At 68.3% G+C, this 20,356-nt stretch carries 21 protein-coding genes; 10 read left to right on the forward strand and 11 right to left on the reverse strand.

The annotated features are described in order from the left end of the window. Positions 1-35 precede the first annotated feature (35 nt). The 6 genes from ftsX to GOHSU_RS02535 are packed head-to-tail and all read right to left on the reverse strand — an operon-like array spanning position 36 to position 4,523. Positions 36-857, reverse strand: coding sequence for a permease-like cell division protein FtsX (ftsX, locus tag GOHSU_RS02510; RefSeq protein ID WP_005936308.1), 822 nt, complete (start codon positions 855-857; stop codon positions 36-38). Positions 858-866: 9 nt separating this feature from the next. Further along, on the reverse strand, positions 867-1,553 hold the full coding sequence (ftsE, locus tag GOHSU_RS02515) for a cell division ATP-binding protein FtsE (protein ID WP_005936311.1): 687 nt from the start codon (positions 1,551-1,553) through the stop codon (positions 867-869). 47 nt (positions 1,554-1,600) lie between these two features. Next, entirely contained in the window at positions 1,601-2,110 is a 510-nt protein-coding gene (locus tag GOHSU_RS02520; protein WP_005936313.1) for an Rv3103c transmembrane domain-containing protein, read from the reverse strand. Continuing rightward, positions 2,107-2,970, reverse strand: a complete 864-nt coding sequence (locus GOHSU_RS02525) for a mechanosensitive ion channel family protein (RefSeq protein WP_245551669.1) — start codon at positions 2,968-2,970, stop codon at positions 2,107-2,109. Before GOHSU_RS02525 ends, GOHSU_RS02520 begins: the two co-directional genes overlap by 4 nt. Before the next feature lie 46 nt (positions 2,971-3,016). Beyond that, positions 3,017-4,135, reverse strand: coding sequence for a peptide chain release factor 2 (gene prfB, locus GOHSU_RS02530; protein WP_005936319.1), 1,119 nt, complete (start codon positions 4,133-4,135; stop codon positions 3,017-3,019). A 31-nt stretch (positions 4,136-4,166) separates the two neighbouring features. Beyond that, positions 4,167-4,523, reverse strand: coding sequence for a hypothetical protein (locus GOHSU_RS02535; protein ID WP_005936322.1), 357 nt, complete (start codon positions 4,521-4,523; stop codon positions 4,167-4,169). Between the two features lie 19 nt (positions 4,524-4,542). Between GOHSU_RS02535 and hisN the strand changes: the two genes are divergently transcribed. Both hisN and GOHSU_RS02545 read left to right on the forward strand, forming a co-directional pair. Then, positions 4,543-5,370, forward strand: coding sequence for a histidinol-phosphatase (gene hisN, locus GOHSU_RS02540; protein ID WP_005936327.1), 828 nt, complete (start codon positions 4,543-4,545; stop codon positions 5,368-5,370). Positions 5,371-5,887: 517 nt separating this feature from the next. Next, a complete protein-coding gene (locus tag GOHSU_RS02545) occupies positions 5,888-6,241 on the forward strand; it encodes a VOC family protein (protein WP_005936331.1) in 354 nt (117 codons plus the stop codon). A gap of 7 nt (positions 6,242-6,248) precedes the next feature. Here the strand turns inward: GOHSU_RS02545 and deoD are convergent, their stop codons facing one another. The 3 genes from deoD to GOHSU_RS02560 all read right to left on the reverse strand — a co-directional run bounded on the left by deoD (position 6,249) and on the right by GOHSU_RS02560 (position 9,404). Next, on the reverse strand, positions 6,249-6,977 hold the full coding sequence (gene deoD, locus GOHSU_RS02550; RefSeq protein WP_005936333.1) for a purine-nucleoside phosphorylase: 729 nt from the start codon (positions 6,975-6,977) through the stop codon (positions 6,249-6,251). Between the two features lie 70 nt (positions 6,978-7,047). Further along, a complete protein-coding gene (locus GOHSU_RS02555; protein ID WP_005936335.1) occupies positions 7,048-8,718 on the reverse strand; it encodes a phospho-sugar mutase in 1,671 nt (556 codons plus the stop codon). A 23-nt stretch (positions 8,719-8,741) separates the two neighbouring features. Next, complete coding sequence (locus GOHSU_RS02560; protein ID WP_005936338.1) at positions 8,742-9,404, reverse strand: MBL fold metallo-hydrolase; 663 nt, start codon at positions 9,402-9,404, stop codon at positions 8,742-8,744. 112 nt (positions 9,405-9,516) lie between these two features. Here GOHSU_RS02560 and GOHSU_RS02565 point away from each other — a divergent pair, with 112 nt between their 5' ends. The 4 genes from GOHSU_RS02565 (at position 9,517) to GOHSU_RS02580 (ending at position 14,398) form a co-directional block, all read left to right on the forward strand. Further along, positions 9,517-10,908, forward strand: a complete 1,392-nt coding sequence (locus tag GOHSU_RS02565; RefSeq protein ID WP_005936341.1) for an acyl-CoA dehydrogenase family protein — start codon at positions 9,517-9,519, stop codon at positions 10,906-10,908. Next, on the forward strand, positions 10,908-12,122 hold the full coding sequence (locus GOHSU_RS02570; protein ID WP_005936345.1) for an acyl-CoA dehydrogenase family protein: 1,215 nt from the start codon (positions 10,908-10,910) through the stop codon (positions 12,120-12,122). The genes GOHSU_RS02565 and GOHSU_RS02570 overlap by 1 nt, the downstream gene beginning before the upstream one ends. Before the next feature lie 215 nt (positions 12,123-12,337). Continuing rightward, complete coding sequence (locus tag GOHSU_RS02575) at positions 12,338-13,744, forward strand: lipase family protein (RefSeq protein WP_005936348.1); 1,407 nt, start codon at positions 12,338-12,340, stop codon at positions 13,742-13,744. Between the two features lie 33 nt (positions 13,745-13,777). Continuing rightward, positions 13,778-14,398 carry a TetR/AcrR family transcriptional regulator gene (locus tag GOHSU_RS02580; protein ID WP_005936352.1) on the forward strand — a complete coding sequence of 207 codons (621 nt, stop codon included), beginning with the start codon at positions 13,778-13,780 and terminating at the stop codon, positions 14,396-14,398. Positions 14,399-14,419: 21 nt separating this feature from the next. Here the strand turns inward: GOHSU_RS02580 and GOHSU_RS02585 are convergent, their stop codons facing one another. Further along, a complete protein-coding gene (locus GOHSU_RS02585; protein WP_005936355.1) occupies positions 14,420-16,327 on the reverse strand; it encodes a propionyl-CoA synthetase in 1,908 nt (635 codons plus the stop codon). A gap of 250 nt (positions 16,328-16,577) precedes the next feature. Between GOHSU_RS02585 and GOHSU_RS02590 the strand changes: the two genes are divergently transcribed. Together GOHSU_RS02590 and GOHSU_RS02595 are read left to right on the forward strand one after the other, a co-directional pair. Next, on the forward strand, positions 16,578-16,904 hold the full coding sequence (locus tag GOHSU_RS02590) for a transglycosylase family protein (RefSeq protein WP_005936358.1): 327 nt from the start codon (positions 16,578-16,580) through the stop codon (positions 16,902-16,904). 75 nt (positions 16,905-16,979) lie between these two features. After that, the gene (locus tag GOHSU_RS02595) at positions 16,980-18,371 is read left to right on the forward strand and encodes an MBL fold metallo-hydrolase RNA specificity domain-containing protein (protein WP_005936361.1); all 1,392 of its coding nucleotides are present in this window, start codon (positions 16,980-16,982) and stop codon (positions 18,369-18,371) included. Between the two features lie 32 nt (positions 18,372-18,403). On the opposite strand, the gene GOHSU_RS02600 is transcribed toward GOHSU_RS02595, so the two are convergent. Next, entirely contained in the window at positions 18,404-18,841 is a 438-nt protein-coding gene (locus GOHSU_RS02600) for a hypothetical protein (RefSeq protein ID WP_005936364.1), read from the reverse strand. A gap of 86 nt (positions 18,842-18,927) precedes the next feature. On the opposite strand from GOHSU_RS02600, the gene GOHSU_RS02605 reads away from it, so the two are divergent. Further along, the gene (locus tag GOHSU_RS02605) at positions 18,928-19,536 is read left to right on the forward strand and encodes a TetR/AcrR family transcriptional regulator (RefSeq protein WP_024332738.1); all 609 of its coding nucleotides are present in this window, start codon (positions 18,928-18,930) and stop codon (positions 19,534-19,536) included. Positions 19,537-19,670: 134 nt separating this feature from the next. Further along, positions 19,671-20,162: a ferritin gene (locus GOHSU_RS02610; protein ID WP_024332739.1), complete on the forward strand. Its 492-nt coding sequence runs from the start codon at positions 19,671-19,673 to the stop codon at positions 20,160-20,162. The last annotated feature ends 194 nt before the right edge of the window (positions 20,163-20,356 follow it).

Here is a 20,356-nt window from a genome sequence, read left to right on the forward strand (position 1 = left end):
TCAAGTCTTGTCGGTCCGGGTCGTCTCGGTCCGCTCTATTCGCGCACGTACACCCGCAGCGTAGCCAAGATGTTCACACCGTAGAGGTCGCCGAGGGCTTTGTCGAAGAAATAGATCCGCGCCAGGAACAGTCCGCCGATCGCCAGGACCGCACCGATGATCGCCGCCAGCACCGCCTCGAGCAGGAACGGCAGCTGGGTGTACCAGCGGGTGGCACCGACCAGGCGCATGATCGAGACCTCCGTGCGCCGGGTGTAGGCGGCGATCTGCACGGTGTTGACGATCAGCAGGATCGCGGCCACCCCGAGGACCGCGGCGATCACGAAGGCCGCATCGCGGGCGCCGTCGAGCACGGCGAAGATGCGTTTGACCATGTCCCGTTGATCGAGCACCCCGTCGATGCCCGGCGCCCGGGCGAACTTGTCCAGGACCGGGCCGAACCGGTTCTGGTCGGACACCCGCACCCGCAGCGCCGCCTGGTACGGGTCGGGCCGGATGAACTCGGCGACCTCCGGTGAGCTCTCCTCCCACGCGGCCTTACCGGCCTCGTAGGCCTGCTGTTTGGTGATGTAGGTGACCGAGGCGACGCCGTCCTCGTTTTCCAGGTCGCGCTTGACCTGCGCACACGGGTCCTTGGTGCAGTTGGGGTCGGCGTCGGTCACCGCGTCGGTGATGAAGAACTGCATCTCGACGCGGTCGAGGAAGATCTTCTGGCTCTTATCGGCCATCTGGATCACCAGCAGCCCGCCGCCGAGCATGCCCAGGGTCACCGCGGTGGTCAGGATCATGGCCAGAGTCATGGTGAGGTTGCGGCGGAAGCCCGTCCAGACCTCGGAAAGAATGAAGTTCAGTCGCACGTGAGGTCCCTATCCGATTCCGTAGACGCCGGTCTCGTCGTTGCGCACCAGCTTGCCGCCGTCGAATTCGAGCACTCGCCGCCGCATGGCGTCGACGATGTGCCGGTCGTGGGTGGCCATCACGACGGTGGTTCCGCGCCGGTTGACCCGATCGATCACCTCGACGATCTCCTCGGAGGTCTCCGGATCGAGGTTGCCCGTCGGCTCGTCGGCCAGCAGAACCGCCGGCCGGTTGACGATGGCCCGGGCGATCGCCACCCGCTGCATCTCGCCACCGGACAACTCGTGCGGCATGCGGTCGGCCTTACCCGACAGGCCCACGTAGTCGAGCACCTCGGGGACGGCTTCACGGATCACCCCGGCGGGTTTCCCGATCACCTCCAGCGCGAAGGCGACGTTGTCGGCGACGTTCTTCTTCTGCAGCAACCGGAAATCCTGGAACACCGCGCCGATCGACTGCCGCAGCTTCGGCACCTGCCGGCCCCGCAGCTTGTTGACGTGGTAATCGCCCACCCAGACGTCACCGGAGGTCGGGGTGTCCTCTTTCAGCAGGAGCCGGAAGAAGGTGGACTTACCCGAGCCGGACGGCCCGATGAGGAACGCGAATTCGCCGCGCTCGATCTCCAGGGTGAGATCGGCAAGGGCAGGCCGCGTCGACTTCGGGTACTGCATCGTCACATCGGACAGCTTGATCACAGGAGAAAGTCTAACGACGCCGCCTGAGAGGCAGGCTCAGGAGGCGCTCAGCGTGCCGGGACCGGATCGTTGGATTGCGGCGCCTGCCCCAGGTCGCCGGTGGCCGGCGGTGAGGTCGGCGCCTCGGTCCTGCCACGACCCGGCCACAGCGGCTGGGTGGACTCCTCCGACGGCGAGGTCTCCTCTTCCTCCGACGGTGTCCCCTCCGGCGAGGAGCCGGACGGTTCGGTGCTGGGCACCGACGTCTCGGGTTCGGGTTCGGGCTGGTATTCGCTGGTCTGCACCGGCACCTGCCGGTTCTGCGGCGGCGCCGGGATGGTGCCGTAGTGATTGGCGGTGAACAGGTACAGGATCATCCCGCCGATGAAAGCGATCACCAGCAGCACCGTGGTGGTCCGCACTCGCGTGCGGTAGACGTGGCTGATCCGGCCCCACTGCCGCCTGAAACGACCCGGCACCGCGTCCTCGGACGCGGGCGCGTCGGGGGTCGGCTGCTCGTCAGGAGTCGGCTGCTCAGCGGGGGTCGGCTGCTCAGCGGGGGTCGACTCTTCGGTCACGCCGAACCACTCCCCTCGCCGACATGGGTCGCTGCGGCCTTCATCAGGATCCCGTTGCGGGCCAGCGCCTGCAGGATCTGTACCCGCAGCGCGCGGCTGACCTCGAACTGCTTACCGGGCAGGGTGCGCGCAACCATGCGTACGGTCACCGAATCGAGTTCCAGGCCCGTGACACCCTGCGGTTCGGGCGCGTCCAGCAGCAGCTTGTGCCAGGCGGCCTCTTCGAAGAAGTCCTGGCCCACCTGGCGCAGCACATCGGTGACCTTCACGATGTCGGCATCGGCGGACACCGGCACGTCCACCACCGCACGGGCCCACTCCCGCGACAGGTTGTTCACCTTGATCACCTGCCCGTTGGGCACCGTGATCATCTCGCCGTCGCTGGTGCGCAGTTTGGTCACCCGCAGCGTCACATCCTCCACGGTCCCCTCGGCGATGGCCGACGAGCCGACGGTCAGCACCACCAGGTCGCCGTAACCGTACTGCCGTTCGGCCACGACGAAGAAGCCCGCGAGCACGTCCTGCACGATGCGCTGGGCACCGAAGCCCAAGGCGGCGCCCAGCACCGCGGTGGGCCCCACCAGGCTGGAGGTGGTGATGTTCATCAGCGACATCACCTGTAGAAAGACGATCACCGCGACGATCGCGACCAGGGTCCAGGCCACGACGTCGACCAGGGCCCGGCGGTGTTTGGCGTCCTCGGTGCGCACCAGCGCATCGGAGTGGACGAACTTGCGGTCCACATGGCGCTCGTACCGCGCCGCGATCCAGCGGATGAACCGGGAGGCCAGGATGCCGCCGATGATCCACAGCATGATCGCCAGCCCCTTGGTGGCCAGGACCTGCTCGAGGTAGGCCATCCACTCCGGTAGGCCAAGAGCGGTGCTCACATGGGTGGCGGCGGGATTAGGCGTCGCCATCGTCGTCCATACGCCAGCGGATGCCGGCCTCGATGAACTCGTCCAGGTCACCGTCGAGGACCTGTGTCGGGTTGTTGCCCTCCACGCCGGTCCGCAGGTCCTTCACCATCTGATACGGGTGCAGAACGTAGGAGCGCATCTGGTTGCCCCAGCTGCTGCCCGAGTCGGACTTGAGCGCATCGAGCTGGGCGCGCTCCTCCTGACGCTTGCGTTCGAGCAGCTTGGCCGCCAGCACGCGCATCGCCGAGACCTTGTTCTGCAGCTGACTCTTCTCGTTCTGGCACGTGACGACGATGCCGGTGGGGATGTGGGTCAGCCGGACCGCCGAGTCGGTGGTGTTCACCGACTGGCCGCCGGGCCCGGAACTGCGGTAGACGTCGACCTTGACCTCGTTCTCGTCGATGTCGATGCGGTCGGTGGTCTCGACCACGGGCAGCACCTCGACCTCGGCGAACGAGGTCTGCCGCCGGCCCTGGTTGTCGAACGGACTGATGCGCACCAGCCGGTGCGTACCCTGCTCCACTGACAACGTTCCATACATGTACGGCGCCTTGACCACGAAGGTCGCCGATTTGATGCCAGCCTCTTCGGCGTAGCTGGTGTCGTAGACCTCGACCGGATAGCCGTGCTGTTCGGCCCAGCGGATGTACATGCGCATCAGCATCTGCGCCCAGTCGGCCGCATCGATGCCGCCGGCGCCCGAGCGGATGTTGACCACGGCCTCGCGCGCGTCGTACTCACCGGCCAGCATCGTCTTGACTTCCATGGCCTCGACGTCGGCGCGCAGCCCGGCACGTTCGGCGTCGGCGTCGGCCTGGGCCTGCACCTGGGCCTCGCCCTCCTCCATCTCGACCAGCTCGTACAGGACCGGCAGATCGTCGAGGCGCTCACGCAGTTCGGTGACCCGGCGCATCTCCGACTGGGCGTGAGACAGGCGGCTGGTGACCTGCTGAGCGTGGTCCTGGTCGTTCCACAGTTCCGGATCGGAGGCTTGCATCTCCAGCTCCGCGATGCGGCTGGCGAGCTCGTCGAGATCCATCACCTTCTCGACGGTGGTGAGGGTGGCGTTCAGGGCTTCCAGGTCAGCGGAGACATCGGGGTGCACAACGACCCAGCGTACCGACCCGGCCGCGGATTCACACGCTCAAGGTGCCGAATCGCCAGGTGGTCGCGGCCTTACCTGGCTTGTAGATCACCGGGACCTCTTGTCCGACGTACGGATCGGCATCCCCGGTGTCCAGGGTCAAAGTGCCGTAGACCTCCGTCGGCGACGTCGACGGTCCGATGATGGTGCCCGACACGGTGAAATAGGCGACACCGTTCTTATCGGCGGCCCCGCGTCCACTGACTCCGGTCACCGTCAGTGTTCCGCTCTCGTAGCCCGAAGCCGCGGTGGTTCCCGGTCCGGCCGACATCCGGCCGCGCCCGAAGAAGAACGACGCCAGCACCGCCGCGATCAGCACGATGAACACGATCGTGACCCAGTTCGACATACGACTACTCTAAGCGATCATGGAGCAGACCCACGGAGGCGACCATCGGGCCGGTCCCGGTCCCAGCACCGGTTTCGCGGCGGATCTGGCGCTGGCGCAACAACTGGCAGACGCGGCCGACGAGCTGACCTCGGCACGGTTCGGTGCCCTGGATCTGCAGGTCGACGACAAACCCGATCTGACGCCGGTCACCGATGCCGATCTGGCCTGCGAGCGACTGCTGCGCGAGCACCTGGCCCGCCAGCGTCCCGCCGATGCGGTGCTCGGCGAGGAGTTCGGCGGCGATGCCGCACTGAGCGGACGTCAGTGGGTCATCGATCCGATCGACGGCACCAAGAACTTCGTGCGGGGAGTGCCGGTTTGGGCCACCCTGATCGCCCTGCTGGACGACGGCGTCCCGGTGGTCGGAGTCATCAGTGCCCCGGCGCTGGGCCGGCGCTGGTGGGCGGCTGCAGGCGGCGGCGCCTTCACCCGCGCCCCCGGCCGGGAGCCGCAGCCGATCACCGTCTCCGGTGTCGGCGAGTTGAGCTCGTCGTCGCTGGCCTTCTCCAGTCTGTCCGGATGGGCCGATCGCGGGATCCGCGATCGCTTCGTCGACCTGACCGACGCGGTGTGGCGGGTGCGCGGCTACGGCGACTTCTGGAATTACTGCCTGGTGGCCGAGGGCGCGGTCGACGTCGCGGCCGAACCGGAGGTCTCGCTGTGGGATCTGGCTCCGCTGGATGTGCTGGTGCGTGAGGCCGGCGGGCGGTTCACCGCCCTGGACGGCACCCCCGGTCCGGCCGGCGGCAGCGCGGTGGCGACCAATGCACTGCTGCACGACGATGTGCTGGCCGCCCTGCAGTGACCTCATCGCTGGGCGACTACCTGGTCGTGGCGGCACTCTTCCTGCTCGTCTTCGCACTGATCCTCGCAGTCGTGCACCTGATGAACCGGCTGATCCGAGCGGATCTGTAGTCCGGCGAGCAGGTTCTGCGCGCCGGACCGGCGAACTCGATGCGCGGTGTGGAGGGCGTCGGCGGACGCCTCTTCCGCACCGATCGATAATCTTCGTTTCCACGCACACGCCGTCAACGTGCAGCGGCGGCCCTTCCTGCTGCCTCTTGCCGAATTGCGCCACGTCGATACGTGCTGGACACGGATATTCAGTGCCATCCCGGTGATTCCGAACGGCCTGGCGGTTTTCGGCACTGGGGCAACGAATACCGATTCGCGGGCTACGGCCGGGGCGCCTGGGTGCGCGCAATCAATCACGCACTGCGCTGAGCCACGATTTCGGCCGAACAGCCGGTGGGGTCCCGCCGCACGCCGCCGCGGACTACGGTCGAAGTCGGTAACCGTCACCACTGCGAAGGGAACCCGCCATGGCTGAGAACGACGTGAAGATGATCATGCTGTCCACCGACGACCTGGACGCCTCGATCGACTTCTACACCCAGGCCCTCGGCTTCACGCTGAAGTTCCGTGACGGCACCCATTTCGCCGCCCTCGACGGCGGTGCGGTGACGCTGGCGCTGGCCACCGAGGTGGATCATCCGATTCCCGGCAAGGTGGTGGTCGGCGTCAAGACCGACGACGTCGATGCGGCCGCGGCTGCCGCCGTGGAGGCCGGGGGCGGCATGGTGACCGCGCCGTACGACGATGCCCACGAGCGCCGGGCCGTGGTCTACGACGCCCAGGGCAACGGACTGGTGTTCTACCGGCCGCTGGCCCGCTGACCGTCGATCACTCCAGGTCCAGGGCGATCTCGACCATCTCGGTGAACGCGGTCTGGCGTTCCTGCGGCGTGGTGCGCACACCCCGCAGGATGTTGTCGCTGACGGTGAAGATGCCCAGCGCCTCGACCGGGTGTCCGAGCTTGCCGGTGGCATAGGCCGCATTGGCGAACAGCGCCGCCGATTCCATCTCGATGGCCAGGATGCCCATCGACGCCCAGTCGGTGTTGTGCGCGGTGTCGGCGTTGTAGAAGACGTCGGAGGAGAAGACGTTCCCGACGTGGTGGGTGATGCCGCGCTCGGTCGCCAGCCGCGCCGCCTGGGACAGCAGCCGGAACGACGACAGCGGCGCATAGGTACCGGTCAGGCCGAACTGCTCCATGTAGTTCGAGTCGTGCGAAGCGCCCTGGGCGATCACCACGTCGTAGGTGTCGATGTAGGGCTGCACGGTGCCGCAGCTGCCCACCCGGATCAGGTTCTTCACGCCGAAGAAGTGGATCAGTTCGTAGCTGTACAAGCCGATCGACGGCAGTCCCATGCCGGTGCCCATCACCGAGACCTGCCGGCCGCGGTAGGTCCCGGTGTAGCCGAGCATGCCGCGCACCCGATTGAAGCAGCGCGGATCCTCCAGGTAGGTCTCGGCGATGAACTGTGCGCGCAGCGGATCGCCGGGCAGCAGGATCGTCTCGGCGATCGGGACGCCCTGCGGATCGATGTGCGGCGTCGAGGTGAGGGTCATCGGGGCGGTTTCCATTCTGTACGTCTGGTCGCGGTACATCTGGTCTCAGTACATCTGAGCAGGCGGTCGGCTACCAGCCGAGGGCGGCGGTGAGCTCGGTCTTGATCATCTCCAGCCGCTCGCCGGCGGCGGCGCGCGGGATCGTCTGCCCGACCGGAAGCACACATTCCAGATAGCACTTGAGTTTGGGTTCGGTGCCCGAGGGCCGCACGATCACGCGGTCGTCGGCGGCGGTGCGCACCAGTAGCCCGTCGGTGGGCGGCAGCCCACGGTAGCCGTCGGCCAGGTCCCGGTACTCCACCACCGGGGAGCCGGCCAACTGCACCGGCAGCGCCCCCCGCAGCCGGGCCATCCCGTCGGACAGCGCGGCCGGGTCGGCCACCCGGAAGGACAGCTGGGCGCTCGCGTACAGCCCGTGGCGGCGGGCCAGCTCGTCGAGCTGGTCGAGCAGCGTCTTCCCGTGGGCAGCCAGCGTCTCGATCAGCGTGATCACCTGTACCGCGGTCCCGATCCCGTCCTTGTCGGCCACCGCCTGCGGGTCGGTGCAGTAGCCGATCGCCTCTTCGTAACCGAAGCGCAGACCGGGCGTCCGGGCGATCCATTTGAAGCCGGTGAGGGTCTGAACGCCGGTCAACCCGTGGTGCTCGGCGATCGCCATCAGCAAACGGCTCGACACGATCGAGCAGGCCAGGGTGTCGCCGGGCCGGGTGGGGTCGGCGGCGGCCTGCTCCCCCAGCAGTGCACCGAGCTCATCACCGGTCAGCTGCTGCCAGCGCCCCCGGGGTCCGGGTACGGCGACCGAGCAGCGGTCGGCATCGGGATCCAGCGCGATGACCACATCGGCCTGGGTGCGCCGGGCCAGTGCCAGCGCACGATCCAGCGCTCCGGGTTCCTCCGGATTCGGGAAGGCGACGGTGGGAAACCGCGGATCGGGGTCGAACTGTTCGGGCACCGGGTGCACCCGGGTGATCCCGGCGGCGGCCAGCACCGCCAGCGCGGTGGCGCCGCCGACGCCGTGCATCGCGGTGAGCACCACCGTGACGGGCGACTCGGCGGCCGAATCGCGATGGCCGGCCATGCGGGCGATGTAGCCCGCCGGCAGCCAGGCCGGCGCCGGGGTGATGGTGGCAGTCGAGCGCGGTACCGCATCGGCCGGCGGGCAGGCGGCGATCCGCGCGGCGATCTCGCTATCGGCCGGTGCCACGATCTGCACACCACGCCCGGCCGGGTCGCTGGCCGCACCGCCCAGGTACACCTTGAAGCCGTTGTCGGCGGGCGGATTGTGCGAGGCGGTGATCATGATCCCGGCCTCGCAGTCCAGGGCGCGCACCGCATAGGCGGTGACCGGGGTCGGCAAGCGTTCGGGCAGCGCGACGGCGGTCAGGCCGGCGCCGGAGAGCACCTGCAACGCGGCCGCCATGAACTCGCTCGATCCGCGCCGGCCGTCACAGCCCACCACGACGGTGGCCGACGGGCCGACGGTGTCGAGCAGATATCGCGCCAACCCAGCGGTGGCCCGGATCACCACGGCGATGTTCATCCGCGACTCGCCCGCGCCGACGGGGCCACGCAGCCCGGCCGTACCGAAGGTCAGCGGTCCGCTGAACCGCGCGGACAACTCAGCGGCCGCCGCGGCGTCACCGGTCTGGGCCGCGTCGATCACTGTCGTCAATTCCGCCCGGGTGACCGGGTCCGGATCGTGTTCACGCCACAGGTAGGCGGCGTCGATCAGGGCACGCATCCTCGTCCCTCCGCTCCGGCGACTCAGAACTCCCGCGATTCTCCCGGTTCCAGGACGGTGAACTCGGTGCCGTCCGGGGCCATCTCGGCCAGCCGGGCGTTGTGGATGGTCCGGCCTGCCGCCGAGAGCACGCCCTGATGGATCGGGACGGCGGTGCGCGGACTCGCTCCGCGCAGATAGTCCACCGCCTCGCTGAGTTTGAGCCACGGGGCGGCCGCAGGCAGGGCGAGCACATCGATCGGCTCGAACGCGATGTACAGACTGTCGCCGGGATGCATGAAGGCCCCCGGCCGATCCGGCGCGTCCAGAATGTAGACGGTGTTGTCGACCACCGGCAGCGAAGGGTGGATCACCGCATGCCGGCCACCGGTGCCGCGCACGGTCACCGCGCCGAGGGCGACGGTGCCGCCGGGCGCGAGCACCGACCACTGCCCCGGGCCGTCGGGGTCGTCGTTGAACAATTGCGCGGTCTGCGGGTCGGCGTAGCGCACCGCCTCCGGATTGGCGGCGATCAGCCCCGGCAGCCGGGCCGGATCGGCGTGATCGGCGTGCTGATGGGTGATCAGGATGGCATCCAGCCCGGTCAGGTCTTCGAAGCCGGCCGCCAGAGTTCCCGGGTCGAAGAGGATCCGCGCGCCGGCCAGTTCGACGAGCAGGCAGGAGTGTCCGAACGAGGTGATCTTCATGGATGCCATGCTGCCACGTGACAAGCTCCTTACCGCGAAGTAAGGTACATCCTTACCGCGGAGTAAGATTCCGCCCGAAGCGACTATCCGTCCCCTCGAGAGAATGCAGGCCATGACTCAGAAGACCAAGAACCGCGAAGCCGGGCCCAAGGACACCAGTTCGGTGGGCGCTCAGCAGCACAAGGTCAGCCCGATCGGTGCCGCCATGCGGGCACTGACCGCGCTGACCGGCTCGGAGTTCGTCGACAAGTACAAGCTGCGCGAGCCGATCAATCGGGTCGCCTATGAAGCCACCAAGACCGGCTTCAAGACCCTGGGTGCCGCCAGCCGGGCGTTCACCCCGTCCTCCGGCGGCGGCGATCCGCAGCGCCCGGTGATCAGCCCGAAGGGGTACTTCAACCTGACTCCGGACGACGAGCAGGAGATGATCGCCGAGACCGTCGCCGACTTCGCCGACTCGATTCTGCGCCCGGCCGCCTACGAGGCCGATAAGAACGCCACCGCGCCCGGGGACATCCTGGCCCGCTCGGCCGAGCTGGGCATCACCATGATCAACGTCCCCGAGGCCTTCGACGGCGCCGCCTCCGAGCGCGGCGTGGTGACCAATGCACTGGTCGCCGAGGCGATGGCGCACGGCGATATGGGTCTTGCCCTGCCACTGCTGGCCCCCTCCGGTGTGGCCACCACCCTGACCAACTTCGGCAGCGACGGGCAGCAGAAGACCTACCTGCCCGACTTCGCCGGCGAGAACGTGCCCGCCTCGGCCGTCGTCATCGCCGAACCGCGGCCGCTGTTCGACGCCTTCGCGCTGCAGACCAAGGCCACCCGCGTGCCCAGCGGCTACCGCCTCGACGGCGTGAAGAGCTTCGTGCCCAACGCCGGCAACGCCGAACTGTTCCTGGTCGGCGCCATGCTCGACGGCCGCCCGGTGCTGTTCATCGTCGAATCGGACACCAAGGGCCTGTCCGTCGAAGCCGATCCGGGTATGGGTCTGCGTGCGGCCGGGATGGGCCGGCTGATCCTGGACGGCGTCTCGGTGCCCGAGCACGCGATCGTCGGCGTCGACAGCGCCGCCGATCTGGACGCCGCCGCGGCCGCCTACACCGATGTGGTCCGCCTCTCGCGCCTGGGCTGGTCGGCACTGGCCGCCGGCACCGCCAAGGCCGTCGTCGACTACGTGATCCCCTACGTCAACGAGCGCGAGGCTTTCGGCGAGCCGATCTCCAACCGCCAGGCGGTGGCCTTCATGGTCGCCACCATGGCCACCGAGGTCGACTCGATCCGGCTGGTGACCCTGCGTGGCGCCTCCCGCGCCGAGCAGGGCCTGTCGTTCGCCCGCGAGGCCGCTCTGGCCCGCAAGCTGACCATCGACAAGGGCCTGCAGATCGGCCTGGACGGTATCCAGCTGCTGGGTGGCCACGGCTTCACCAAGGAGCATCCGGTCGAGCGCTGGTACCGCGACCTGCGCGGCGCCGGCATCGGCGAGGGGATCGTGGTGCTCTGATGGCTATCAATCTGGAACTGCCCCGCAAGTTCGCCGCCAACATCGACCAGGCCCGGCAGGCCGGCCTGCAGGTGTTCCGCCCGATCTCGCGCAAGTACGACCTCGCCGAGCACGACTATCCGGTCGAGCTGGACACCCTGGCGGCCCTCTACGACGGTCTGGCCGCGGCCGGTCAGGCCGGGGCCGGTGCCGCCGGCGGGCGCGGCGACACCCAGGAACGCCCCGAGGGCTACAACGCCAACGGCGGCAACATGCAGTCGATCATCAACTCGATGGAGGCCTCCTACGGCGATGTGGGCCTGATGCTCTCGATCCCCTATCAGGGGCTGGGCAACGCCGCGATCGCCGCGGTGGCCACCGACGAGCAGCTCGAGGCCTTCGGCAAGGTGTGGGCCGCCATGGCCATCACCGAACCGAGTTTCGGCTCCGATTCGGCCGCGGTGACCGCCACCGCCGACCGCGACGGCGACGAGTACGTCCTCAACGGCGAGAAGATCTTCGTGACCGCCGGCTCGCGCGCCAGCCACATCGTCGTGTGGGCCAGCGTGGACAAGAGCCTGGGCCGGGCGGCCATCAAGAGCTTCGTCGTCCCGCGCGAGCACCCCGGCGTCACCGTCGAACGGCTCGAGGAGAAGCTGGGCATCCGGGCCAGCGACACCGCGGTGATCCGCTTCGAGAACTGCCGCATCCCGGCCTCACATCTGCTCGGCTCGCCCGAGGTGGACGTCAAGAAGGGCTTCGGCGGGGTGATGCAGACCTTCGACAACACCCGCCCGATGGTGGCCGCGATGGCCGTCGGTGTGGCGCGGGCGTCGCTGGAAGAGCTGCGCAGCGTGCTCGAGGACGCGGGCCTGGAGATCGACTACGACCGTCCGGCCGCCGATCAGCCGGCCGCCGTGGCCGAGTTCATCCGTCTGGAGTCGGACTGGGAGGCCTCGTACCTGATGACGCTGCGCGCCGCCTGGATGGCCGACAACAAGATCCCGAACTCGCTGGAGGCCTCGATGAGCAAGGCCAAGGCGGGGCGCACCGGCACCGACGTGACCAACAAGGCCGTCGAACTGGCCGGCACCGTCGGCTACTCGGAGCGCTCCCTGCTGGAGAAGTGGGCGCGCGACTCGAAGATCCTGGACATCTTCGAGGGCACCCAGCAGATTCAGCAGCTGATCATCGCCCGGCGCGTGCTGGGTAAATCCAGCGCCGAGCTCAAGTGATCGGTATCGACGCAACGGCCTGAGAGCACGCGCCACGAACAAGCCCCGGCGGAGGAGAGGCCCCTCCCCCGGGGCTTGTTCGCATCCTGGGCCACATCACGGGCGCGATTGTGTGCCGCACCACTGCTGGGGTAGCGTCGACCCCACAGTGAAACATCGATGTTTCACTGTGGGGTTTCCGTTCGCCTTTCACCTGTCCCAGGGGGTCAGTTCAGATGAAGTTCCCGATTCGCGCTCGGACCGTGACCGCGGCGCTGGCCGTGACGATCACCGGCGTACTGCTGCCGGTTGCGCCGACGGCGTCGGCAGCACCCTCGGCGTCGGCACCGGTACCCGTCGCTCCGGCGCCGATGATTCCGCTACCGCAGGAACTGGATCGCTCCTTCTACGAGCCGCCGGCCGCGACGGTGGCCGCGGCCTCCCCCGGCCAGATCCTCGCCGCCCGACGCATCCACGCCGCGACCCTCGGCCTGGCCCGGCTCAACGTCGACGCCTGGCAGCTGTCGTACCGGTCGACCGACACCCGCGGGAAGCCGCTCGCCGCGGTCACCACGCTGCTCAAGCCCCGTGGCGCCGGTAAAGGCCCGCGCAAGGTGGTCTCGATGCAGCTTGCAGAAGACTCCACCGCCGGCTACTGCGCTCCGTCGTACGTCCTGCAGCAGTGGTCGGCCGGTCCGGCGGTCGGGCAGATGGTGATCCCGGCCGAGATGGTGATCGCCCAGGGCATGCTCGCCCAGGGCTGGGCACTGTCGCTGCCTGATCATCAGGGCCCCAAACATGCGTACGCTGCGGGCCCGCTGGGTGCGCGGATCACCCTCGACGGCCTGCGCGCGGCGAAGAGCTTCACCCCGATGGGCCTGTCCGAGCAGTCGCCCATGGCCCTATACGGCTATTCCGGCGGCGCCATCGTGACCGGCCACGCCGCCGAGCTGAAACAGACCTACGCACCCGAACTCAACGTGGTCGGCGCCGCGCAGGGCGGTGTCCCGGCCGATCTGCGCGCGGTGCTGAACTACGCTCAGCACGGCGCCACCAGCGGATTGATCCTGGCCGCGATCGCGGGCCTGGCCAACGAATACGACGACTTCGCCCGGTTCCTGGACCGGCGGCTCAACCCCGAGGGCAAACTGCTGATGGCCGCCAAGCGGCCGCTGTGCGTCGGCCACACGTCGATGCTGCTGCCGTTCCTGAACAACAAGGGCTTCATCTCCTGGCCGGGCGACCCCCTGGACGCCCCCGCGGTGGAGCGGGTGCTGCGGGAGACCAAGATGGGCGCGAGCGTTCCGGATATGCCGCTGTACATCTGGCAGTCCCAGCTCGACGAGATCATTCCCGTGGGCCAGGTCAACACCCTGGTGAAGACCTACTGCCGCGACCCCGAGGCCTCGGTCCGCTACACCCGCGACCACCTGTCCGAGCACATCCTGGCCGAGATCGCCGGTGCACCGGCGGCAGTGCTGTGGCTCAAGGACCGGCTCGACGGCATACCCGCCGACCCCGGATGCACCACCCACGACGTGTTGTCCAAGGCGACCGACGCACGCTGGTGGCCGGCCTTCGCCGAGACCGTCGGGGCCAATGTGGCAGCGATCTTCGGCGCACAGATCGGCCGCGGCAAGTAGTCGGTCCATCCGCGGGGCACTAACCTGGCCGGTGTGAACACCTCTCGGGTCTACGGTGGTCAGGCGGTGACCGATCGGCGGCGTGAACGCCGCGAACGCTTCCTGGCCGCGGCCGTCGAACTGTTCGGTACCACCGGCTACACCGGGACCTCGGTGCCGCAGGTCTGCCGGGCCGCCGGACTGTCGACCCGGCAGTTCTATCAGGAGTTCAGCGATCGCGAGGATCTGCTGCGAACCCTGTACGACCAGAACCAGGACCGGGCGATGTCCGCGGTGGCCACCGTCGTGCTCGAGCGGATCGCCACCGACGACGACCTGGATACGGTCCTCGACGCCGGGGTGCGGGCCTTCGTCGAGGCCTTCGACGATCCCCGGCAAGCGCGGATCGCCTTCGTCGAGGTGGTCGGGGTCAGTCCCGCCTTCGAGGAGTACCGGCACTCCCGCCGGGCACGCTGGGGCGAATTACTGCAGACCGCGCTGCAGGCCGGTGCCGAACGGGGACTGGACGTCGGGACGTCCACTCCCCTGCAATGGACCGCCTACATCGGTGCGGTGAACTCGGTGATCGTCGAACGGTCTCTGGATCCGACCATCGGTCCGGAGCAGATCGTCTCGACCATGCGCACGCTGCTGCGGCCGGGGCTGCTGGGCTGAGCTGAGCGCCGTACCGGAGCACTACTGCTTGGGCGCCAGCTGCTCGGCCAGGACCTCCAGAACCGACATGTCCTCGATCGTCGACGGTACCGCGTACTCCTCACCGTCGACGATCTGGCGCATGGTCTTGCGCAGGATCTTGCCCGACCGGGTCTTGGGCAACGCCGCCACCACGGTCACGTCACGGAAGGTGGCCACCGCCCCGATCTCCTCGCGCACCAGTGCCACCAGTTCGCTGCGCAGCGTGTCCTCATCCAGATCAGCGCCGGCCTTGAGGACCACATAACCGCTGGGCCGCTGCCCCTTGAGGTCGTCGCGGATGCCGACCACGGCGCATTCGGCTACGGCCGGATGACTGGCCACCACCGCTTCGATGCTGCCGGTGGACAGCCGGTGCCCGGCCACGTTGATCACATCGTCGGACCGGCCCAGGACGAAGACGTAGCCGTCGTCGTCGATGTACCCGGAATCGCCGGTCAGATAGTAGCCGTCGAAGGTGTTCAGATACGACGACCGGTAGCGCTCCTCATCGCGCCACAGTCCGGCCAGCGTGCCCGGCGGCATCGGCAGCGCGATGACGATATTGCCTTCGGTTCCCGGCTCGACGGCCTTACCGCCGGCGTCGACCACCTCGACGCGGTATCCGGGTACCGGCACCGTCGGTGAGCCCGGCTTGATCTCCATCTGTTCCAGACCGCGCAGATTGGCCACGATCGACCAGCCGGTCTCGGTCTGCCACCAGTGGTCGACCACGGGGACGCCGAGCTTCTCACTGGCCCAGAAGAAGGTGTCCGGGTCCAGCCGCTCCCCCGCGGCGAACAGCGTGCGCAGCGAGGAGACGTCGTAGGCGGCCAGTTCGGCGGCCTCGGGATCGGCCTTGCGGATGGCTCGCAGCGCGGTCGGTGCGGTGAACAACGCCACCGCCCGGTGTTCGGCGATCACCCGCCAGAATGCGCCGGCGTCCGGGGTGCCGACCGGCTTGCCCTCGTACATCACCGTCGTCGCACCGATCAGCAGCGGCCCGTAGACGATATAGGAGTGGCCGACCACCCAGCCGACGTCGGAGGCCGTCCACCACACCTGCCCCGGTGAGATGTCGTAGATGTTGCGCATCGACCAGCACAAGGCGACGGCGTGGCCGCCGTTGTCGCGGACCACGCCCTTGGGTTTTCCGGTGGTGCCGGAGGTGTAGAGGATGTAGAGCGGGTCGGTGGCGGCCACCTCGACCGGAGCGGCCGGAGCGGCCCGATCGAACTGCTCGTCCCAGTCCAGCCAACCGTAGTCGGCGGCGCTCCCGGCCACCTGCGGGCGGTTCTTGACGATCACCGCCGGCGGGGGGGTCGCGCTCAACTCCACGGCGGCCTGCACCATCGGCAGGTATTCGACGGTGCGCCCCGGTTCCAGCCCGCCCGAGGCCGTCACAATCGCGACCGGCTCGGCATCGTCGATGCGGGTCGCCAGTTCGGGTGCGGCGAAACCGCCGAAGACCACCGAATGCACTGCGCCGATCCGCGCACAGGCCAGCATCGCGATCGCGGCCTCGGGGATCATCGGCAGGTAGATGATGACGCGGTCGCCCTTGGCGACCCCCTGGGCGGTCAGGACACCGGCGAACGTGGCGACCGCATCGCGCAGTTGGGCATAGGTATAGGTGCGCTGCTCGCCGACCATCGCCGAGTCCCAGATCAGCGCCGGCCGGTCACCGTGACCGGCCTCCACATGCCGGTCCAGGGCGTTGACACAGGTGTTCAGTGTGGCGTCGGGGAACCACCGATAGAGCGGGGCCGCCGAATCGTCCAGCGCCCGGGTCGGCGGGTCGATCCAGTCGACGGCAGTGGCCGCATCGAGCCAGAACCCCTCCGGATCGTCGATACTGCGAGTGAATTCGTCGTTGTATGCGCCCACGGTCCTCACGCTAGCCAGATCCATGCGTGTTCACCGTCACTTTTCGGGTATGGGACGCCTCACATTCGGACTCCTGAAGGTCACGGATTGATTACGGCCGAACGTGCCCCGTGACCAGCGCAGACGACGCGAGACGACCGCTTGCAAAAGTTAGCGACCGGTGTTCTGAGTCACACAACCGGGCGTGACCTTTGCTTTTGTTTCTCGTAACGTCGCCGAAGTCCGCGATCACCGGGAAACAAAGGCTCCCGGTAAGAGATGGAGGAAATGACTTATGAGCATCAAGAAGCTCGCGACCCGCGCCGCTCTGACCGGCGCCCTGGCCATCGTCCCGATGAGCGCCCTGGCGGGCACCGCTTCGGCCGCCAGCGGCAACTGGGATGCCGTGGCTCAGTGTGAGTCCGGCGGCGACTGGGCCATCAATACCGGCAACGGCTACTACGGCGGCCTGCAGTTCTCGCTGCCGACCTGGCAGTCCAACGGCGGTGCCGGCATGCCGCACCACGCCAGCCGCGCTGAGCAGATCCGCGTCGCCGAGAACGTGCTGTCGACGCAGGGCGTCGGCGCCTGGCCGACCTGCGGTGGCCTGCTGTACTCCTGATCAGCCCGACTGATCCTCGCTCGCGACGGGCCCGGTAGACCAACCGGGCCCGTCGCCGGCATCTATGGTGAAGAGATGGCTGGACTGACTCTCACCTCGCTGGGCGGCGCCGGCACCGTCACCGGCTCCAAACACCTGCTGCAGGGCGGCGGCCGCACGGTCCTGGTCGACTGCGGGCTGTTCCAGGGCATCAAGAATCTGCGCGAAGCCAACTGGCGGCCGCTGCCGATCGCCGCAGACAGCATCGACGCGGTGATCGTGACCCACGGCCATCTGGATCATGTCGGCTATCTGCCGCGACTGGTCCGCGAGGGTTTCACCGGCCGGATCTACGCCACCCCGGCCACCCGGGCCGTCGCCGAGATCATCCTGCGCGACAGCGCCCACATCCAGCAGCGTGACGCCGACTTCGCCAACCAGCGCAAGAGCTCGCGTCACCACCCAGCGCTGCCGCTGTACGACGTCGACGACGTCGAAGCCACCCTGCCGCTGTTCCAGACCCGGCCGCCCCACGTCCCCTTCACCCCGCTGCCCGGCGTCGACGTGGTCTACCGCGGAGCCGGACACATCCTGGGCGCGGCCACGGCGACCATCACCTGGGACGAGAGCCCCGGGGCGCCCGGCGGCAGGCAGACCACCGTGGCCTTCACCGGCGATCTGGGCCGGTACGACGATCCACTGATGTTCGATCCCGAACCGGTCCGGCGCGCCGACGTCCTGGTCACCGAGTCCACCTACGGGGATCGGCTGCGCCAGGCCACCTCTCCGCTGGACGAGCTCGAGCGCATCGTCACCGGAACCATCGGGCGCGGCGGCACCGTGCTGATCCCGGCGTTCGCCGTCGGCCGGACCCAGACCATCCTCTATTACCTGTGGCAGCTGCTGCGTCAGGGCCGGATCGCGCCGGTGCCGATCTACGTCGACTCGCCGATGGCCATCAACGCCGGTGAACTGCTGCGCCATTTCCCCGATCAGCATCGGCTCGACCCGGCGCTGACCGAGCAGCTGTTCGCCATCGCCGACTACACCCGCGATCCCGAGGCCTCCAAGGAGATCTCCGCCGACCGCTCCCCGAAGATCGTGCTGTCAGCCAGCGGGATGGCCACCGGCGGACGGATACTGCACCATCTGGCCGCCTTCGCCGCCGATCCGCGCACGTCGATCGTGCTGGCCGGCTACCAGTCGGTGGGCACCCGCGGCCGGTCCCTGGCCGACGGCGCACGCTTCCTCAAGCTGTACGGCGAATGGGTACCGATCAATGCCCGAATCGAGGACCTGCACATGTTCTCCGCGCACGCCGACGGCGACGAACTGATCCGCTGGATGCGCGGGTTCACGCACGCGCCCGAACGTAGTTTCATCGTGCACGGCGAGCCCGCGGCCGCCGAGGCCCTGCGCCACCGCATGCACCGCGAACTCGGCTGGCAGGCCACCGTCTCGGTGCCCAACCAGGTCTACGCCCTCTGACGAACCGGCCCGGCAGGGGAAGCGTGCGCCGCTCAGCCGGCCCAGCCGCCGATCACCTCGGCCAGAAAGCCGCTGAAGATCACCACGGTGCCGCCGAGCTCGCCGACGATCAGGGCGTAGGTGGCCAGCGTCAGCGACCGGTCGGCGGGGTGGTACTGGTTGGTGGTGTCCCGGCGCCAGCCGTGCAGACAGTACGCGCCGATCGCGCCGGCGAAGAAGGCCACGACCACCGCCAGCGCAGCGATGTTGAGCCAATCCGGCCAGGCACTGAACTGCACCAGTGCCGCCAGCAGCAGTGTGGCGAACGAGTACATCAGTGCGGCCCGGTGGGCGATGTCGACGTAGATGTGTGCATGTCCCTCGGGGCTGGCCGAGATCTGCGCGAACTTCCACACCCCCAGGACCAGGCCCCACAGGAAGATCAGCCCGGCCGCGATGAGCGCCAGCTCCGTGGCGAGTTCCAGTTCCACGCCCTCAGCCTACGGGGCACTAGGCTGGGCCCGAATGCCCAGCCGCAGCGGTCGGCAGGTACCCGAACCAGAGGGGAGGAACGAGGATGTCTCGTGTGCAGGCCGCTGTGAGGGCGGGGCAGGTGGCGCGGGCCGCCCGCCGGATCCTCTCGCGCCGGGGAGTCGCGCGCACCTCGCTGCGCGACATCGCCGCCGAGGCGCGGATCCCCCTGGGCACCTTGCAGTACGTATTCCCCAGCCGCCAGCAGCTGCTGCGACGAGTGACCGAGGATGCCGTCGCCGACCTGGCCGGGGTCATCACCGACACCGCCTCGACCGGCAACGGCCTGGAGTACGCGCTCCGTACCGGCGTCCCGCAGATCTGGGCGCAGCTGGTCACCGACCCGGATCTGCAGCTCATGCAGTACGAACTCACCGCCTACTCCCTGCGAGAGCCGGGCCAGCACGAGTTGGCCCGCACCCAATACCAGGCCTATACCCAGGCGGCGGCCGACTGGTGCCGGGCGGCAGCGCACGAGGCCGGGGAGGTCTGTGCGGTTGGCTTCGACCAGCTCGGCCGGATCCTCCTGGCCTCCCTGGACGGGCTGATGCTCCAGTACCTGAGCGATCCCGATGCGCAGCGGGCCGCCGCAGACCTGCAGTCGCTCATCGACATGCTGGTGCAGCTGGCCGATCCGCGGCCGGACCACGCCTGAGACGCCCGGCTCGTGGCGATGGCCATGCACCGGGAAAGTAAGGTTAGCGTAACTACATACTCCCTGTTCAGAACGGGTTTAGGGTAGACAAAACTTGCTAGCGGAATCGAAAGGACGTCACTACCGTGGCCGTTATGAAGATGAATGAACAGCTTGAAGACGCCTTCAGCACGCAGATCACTCTCGAGTTCGAGTCCGCCATGCTGTATCGGCAGCTGGCCATTGAATTCGAACTCCAGGACCTGCCCGGCATCGCCTCCTGGATGCAGGCGCACGCTGCCGAAGAGCTCGGCCACGCCGACCGGCTGATCAAGCACCTCACCGACCGCGACAACCACCCGGTGATCGGCGACATCACGCTGCCCTCGATCAAGATCAACAGCATCGCCGAAGCCTTCGAGATCGCCCTGGAGGCCGAAGAGAAGGTCTCCGAATCCATCCGCGGCCTCTTCCGCCTCGGCCGGGAGACCGACGACATCGATTCACGCCCGGTGATCGACTGGTTCATCGCCGAGCAGGTCGAGGAGGAGGCGACGGTCCGGGAGATCCTCGGGCGCGCCAAGCTCATCAACGACGACGGCTCGGGCATTCTGCGCCTGGACGCCGAGCTCGGCTCCAGCGCCTGACGGCTGCGCCGGCACGCTGCGACGACGGCTCGACCCCTTTCCGGCGGTCGGGCCGTCGTCGTCTCCCGGGAGAAACAGGCCGTGCTCCGGAAGATCTGATTCCGCGCCTCGACCGGCGCGAGTGTGGGCTATGGTTCGGATCAACCGGAGAAATGAACAGCCGATGTCTTCCAGGTAGACATCAGGTCACATCC

This window comes from Gordonia hirsuta DSM 44140 = NBRC 16056, assembly GCF_000333015.1.
GTDB classification, from domain to species: Bacteria; Actinomycetota; Actinomycetes; order Mycobacteriales; family Mycobacteriaceae; genus Gordonia; species Gordonia hirsuta.

Coding starts and splice junctions, on each gene's coding strand:
- GOHSU_RS02605 (WP_024332738.1), top strand. CDS start 18,928: ATGTCTCGTGTGCAGGCCGCTGTGAGGGCGGGGCAGGTGGCGCGGGCC.
- GOHSU_RS02535 (WP_005936322.1), bottom strand. CDS start 4,523: ATGTCGAACTGGGTCACGATCGTGTTCATCGTGCTGATCGCGGCGGTG.
- GOHSU_RS02610 (WP_024332739.1), top strand. CDS start 19,671: ATGAAGATGAATGAACAGCTTGAAGACGCCTTCAGCACGCAGATCACT.
- GOHSU_RS02555 (WP_005936335.1), bottom strand. CDS start 8,718: ATGCGTGCCCTGATCGACGCCGCCTACCTGTGGCGTGAACACGATCCG.
- GOHSU_RS02545 (WP_005936331.1), top strand. CDS start 5,888: ATGGCTGAGAACGACGTGAAGATGATCATGCTGTCCACCGACGACCTG.
- GOHSU_RS02525 (WP_245551669.1), bottom strand. CDS start 2,970: ATGGCCTACCTCGAGCAGGTCCTGGCCACCAAGGGGCTGGCGATCATG.
- GOHSU_RS02585 (WP_005936355.1), bottom strand. CDS start 16,327: ATGGATCTGGCTAGCGTGAGGACCGTGGGCGCATACAACGACGAATTC.
- GOHSU_RS02565 (WP_005936341.1), top strand. CDS start 9,517: ATGACTCAGAAGACCAAGAACCGCGAAGCCGGGCCCAAGGACACCAGT.
- deoD (WP_005936333.1), bottom strand. CDS start 6,977: ATGACCCTCACCTCGACGCCGCACATCGATCCGCAGGGCGTCCCGATC.
- GOHSU_RS02590 (WP_005936358.1), top strand. CDS start 16,578: ATGAGCATCAAGAAGCTCGCGACCCGCGCCGCTCTGACCGGCGCCCTG.
- GOHSU_RS02570 (WP_005936345.1), top strand. CDS start 10,908: ATGGCTATCAATCTGGAACTGCCCCGCAAGTTCGCCGCCAACATCGAC.
- GOHSU_RS02595 (WP_005936361.1), top strand. CDS start 16,980: ATGGCTGGACTGACTCTCACCTCGCTGGGCGGCGCCGGCACCGTCACC.
- GOHSU_RS02560 (WP_005936338.1), bottom strand. CDS start 9,404: ATGAAGATCACCTCGTTCGGACACTCCTGCCTGCTCGTCGAACTGGCC.
- GOHSU_RS02575 (WP_005936348.1), top strand. CDS start 12,338: ATGAAGTTCCCGATTCGCGCTCGGACCGTGACCGCGGCGCTGGCCGTG.
- hisN (WP_005936327.1), top strand. CDS start 4,543: ATGGAGCAGACCCACGGAGGCGACCATCGGGCCGGTCCCGGTCCCAGC.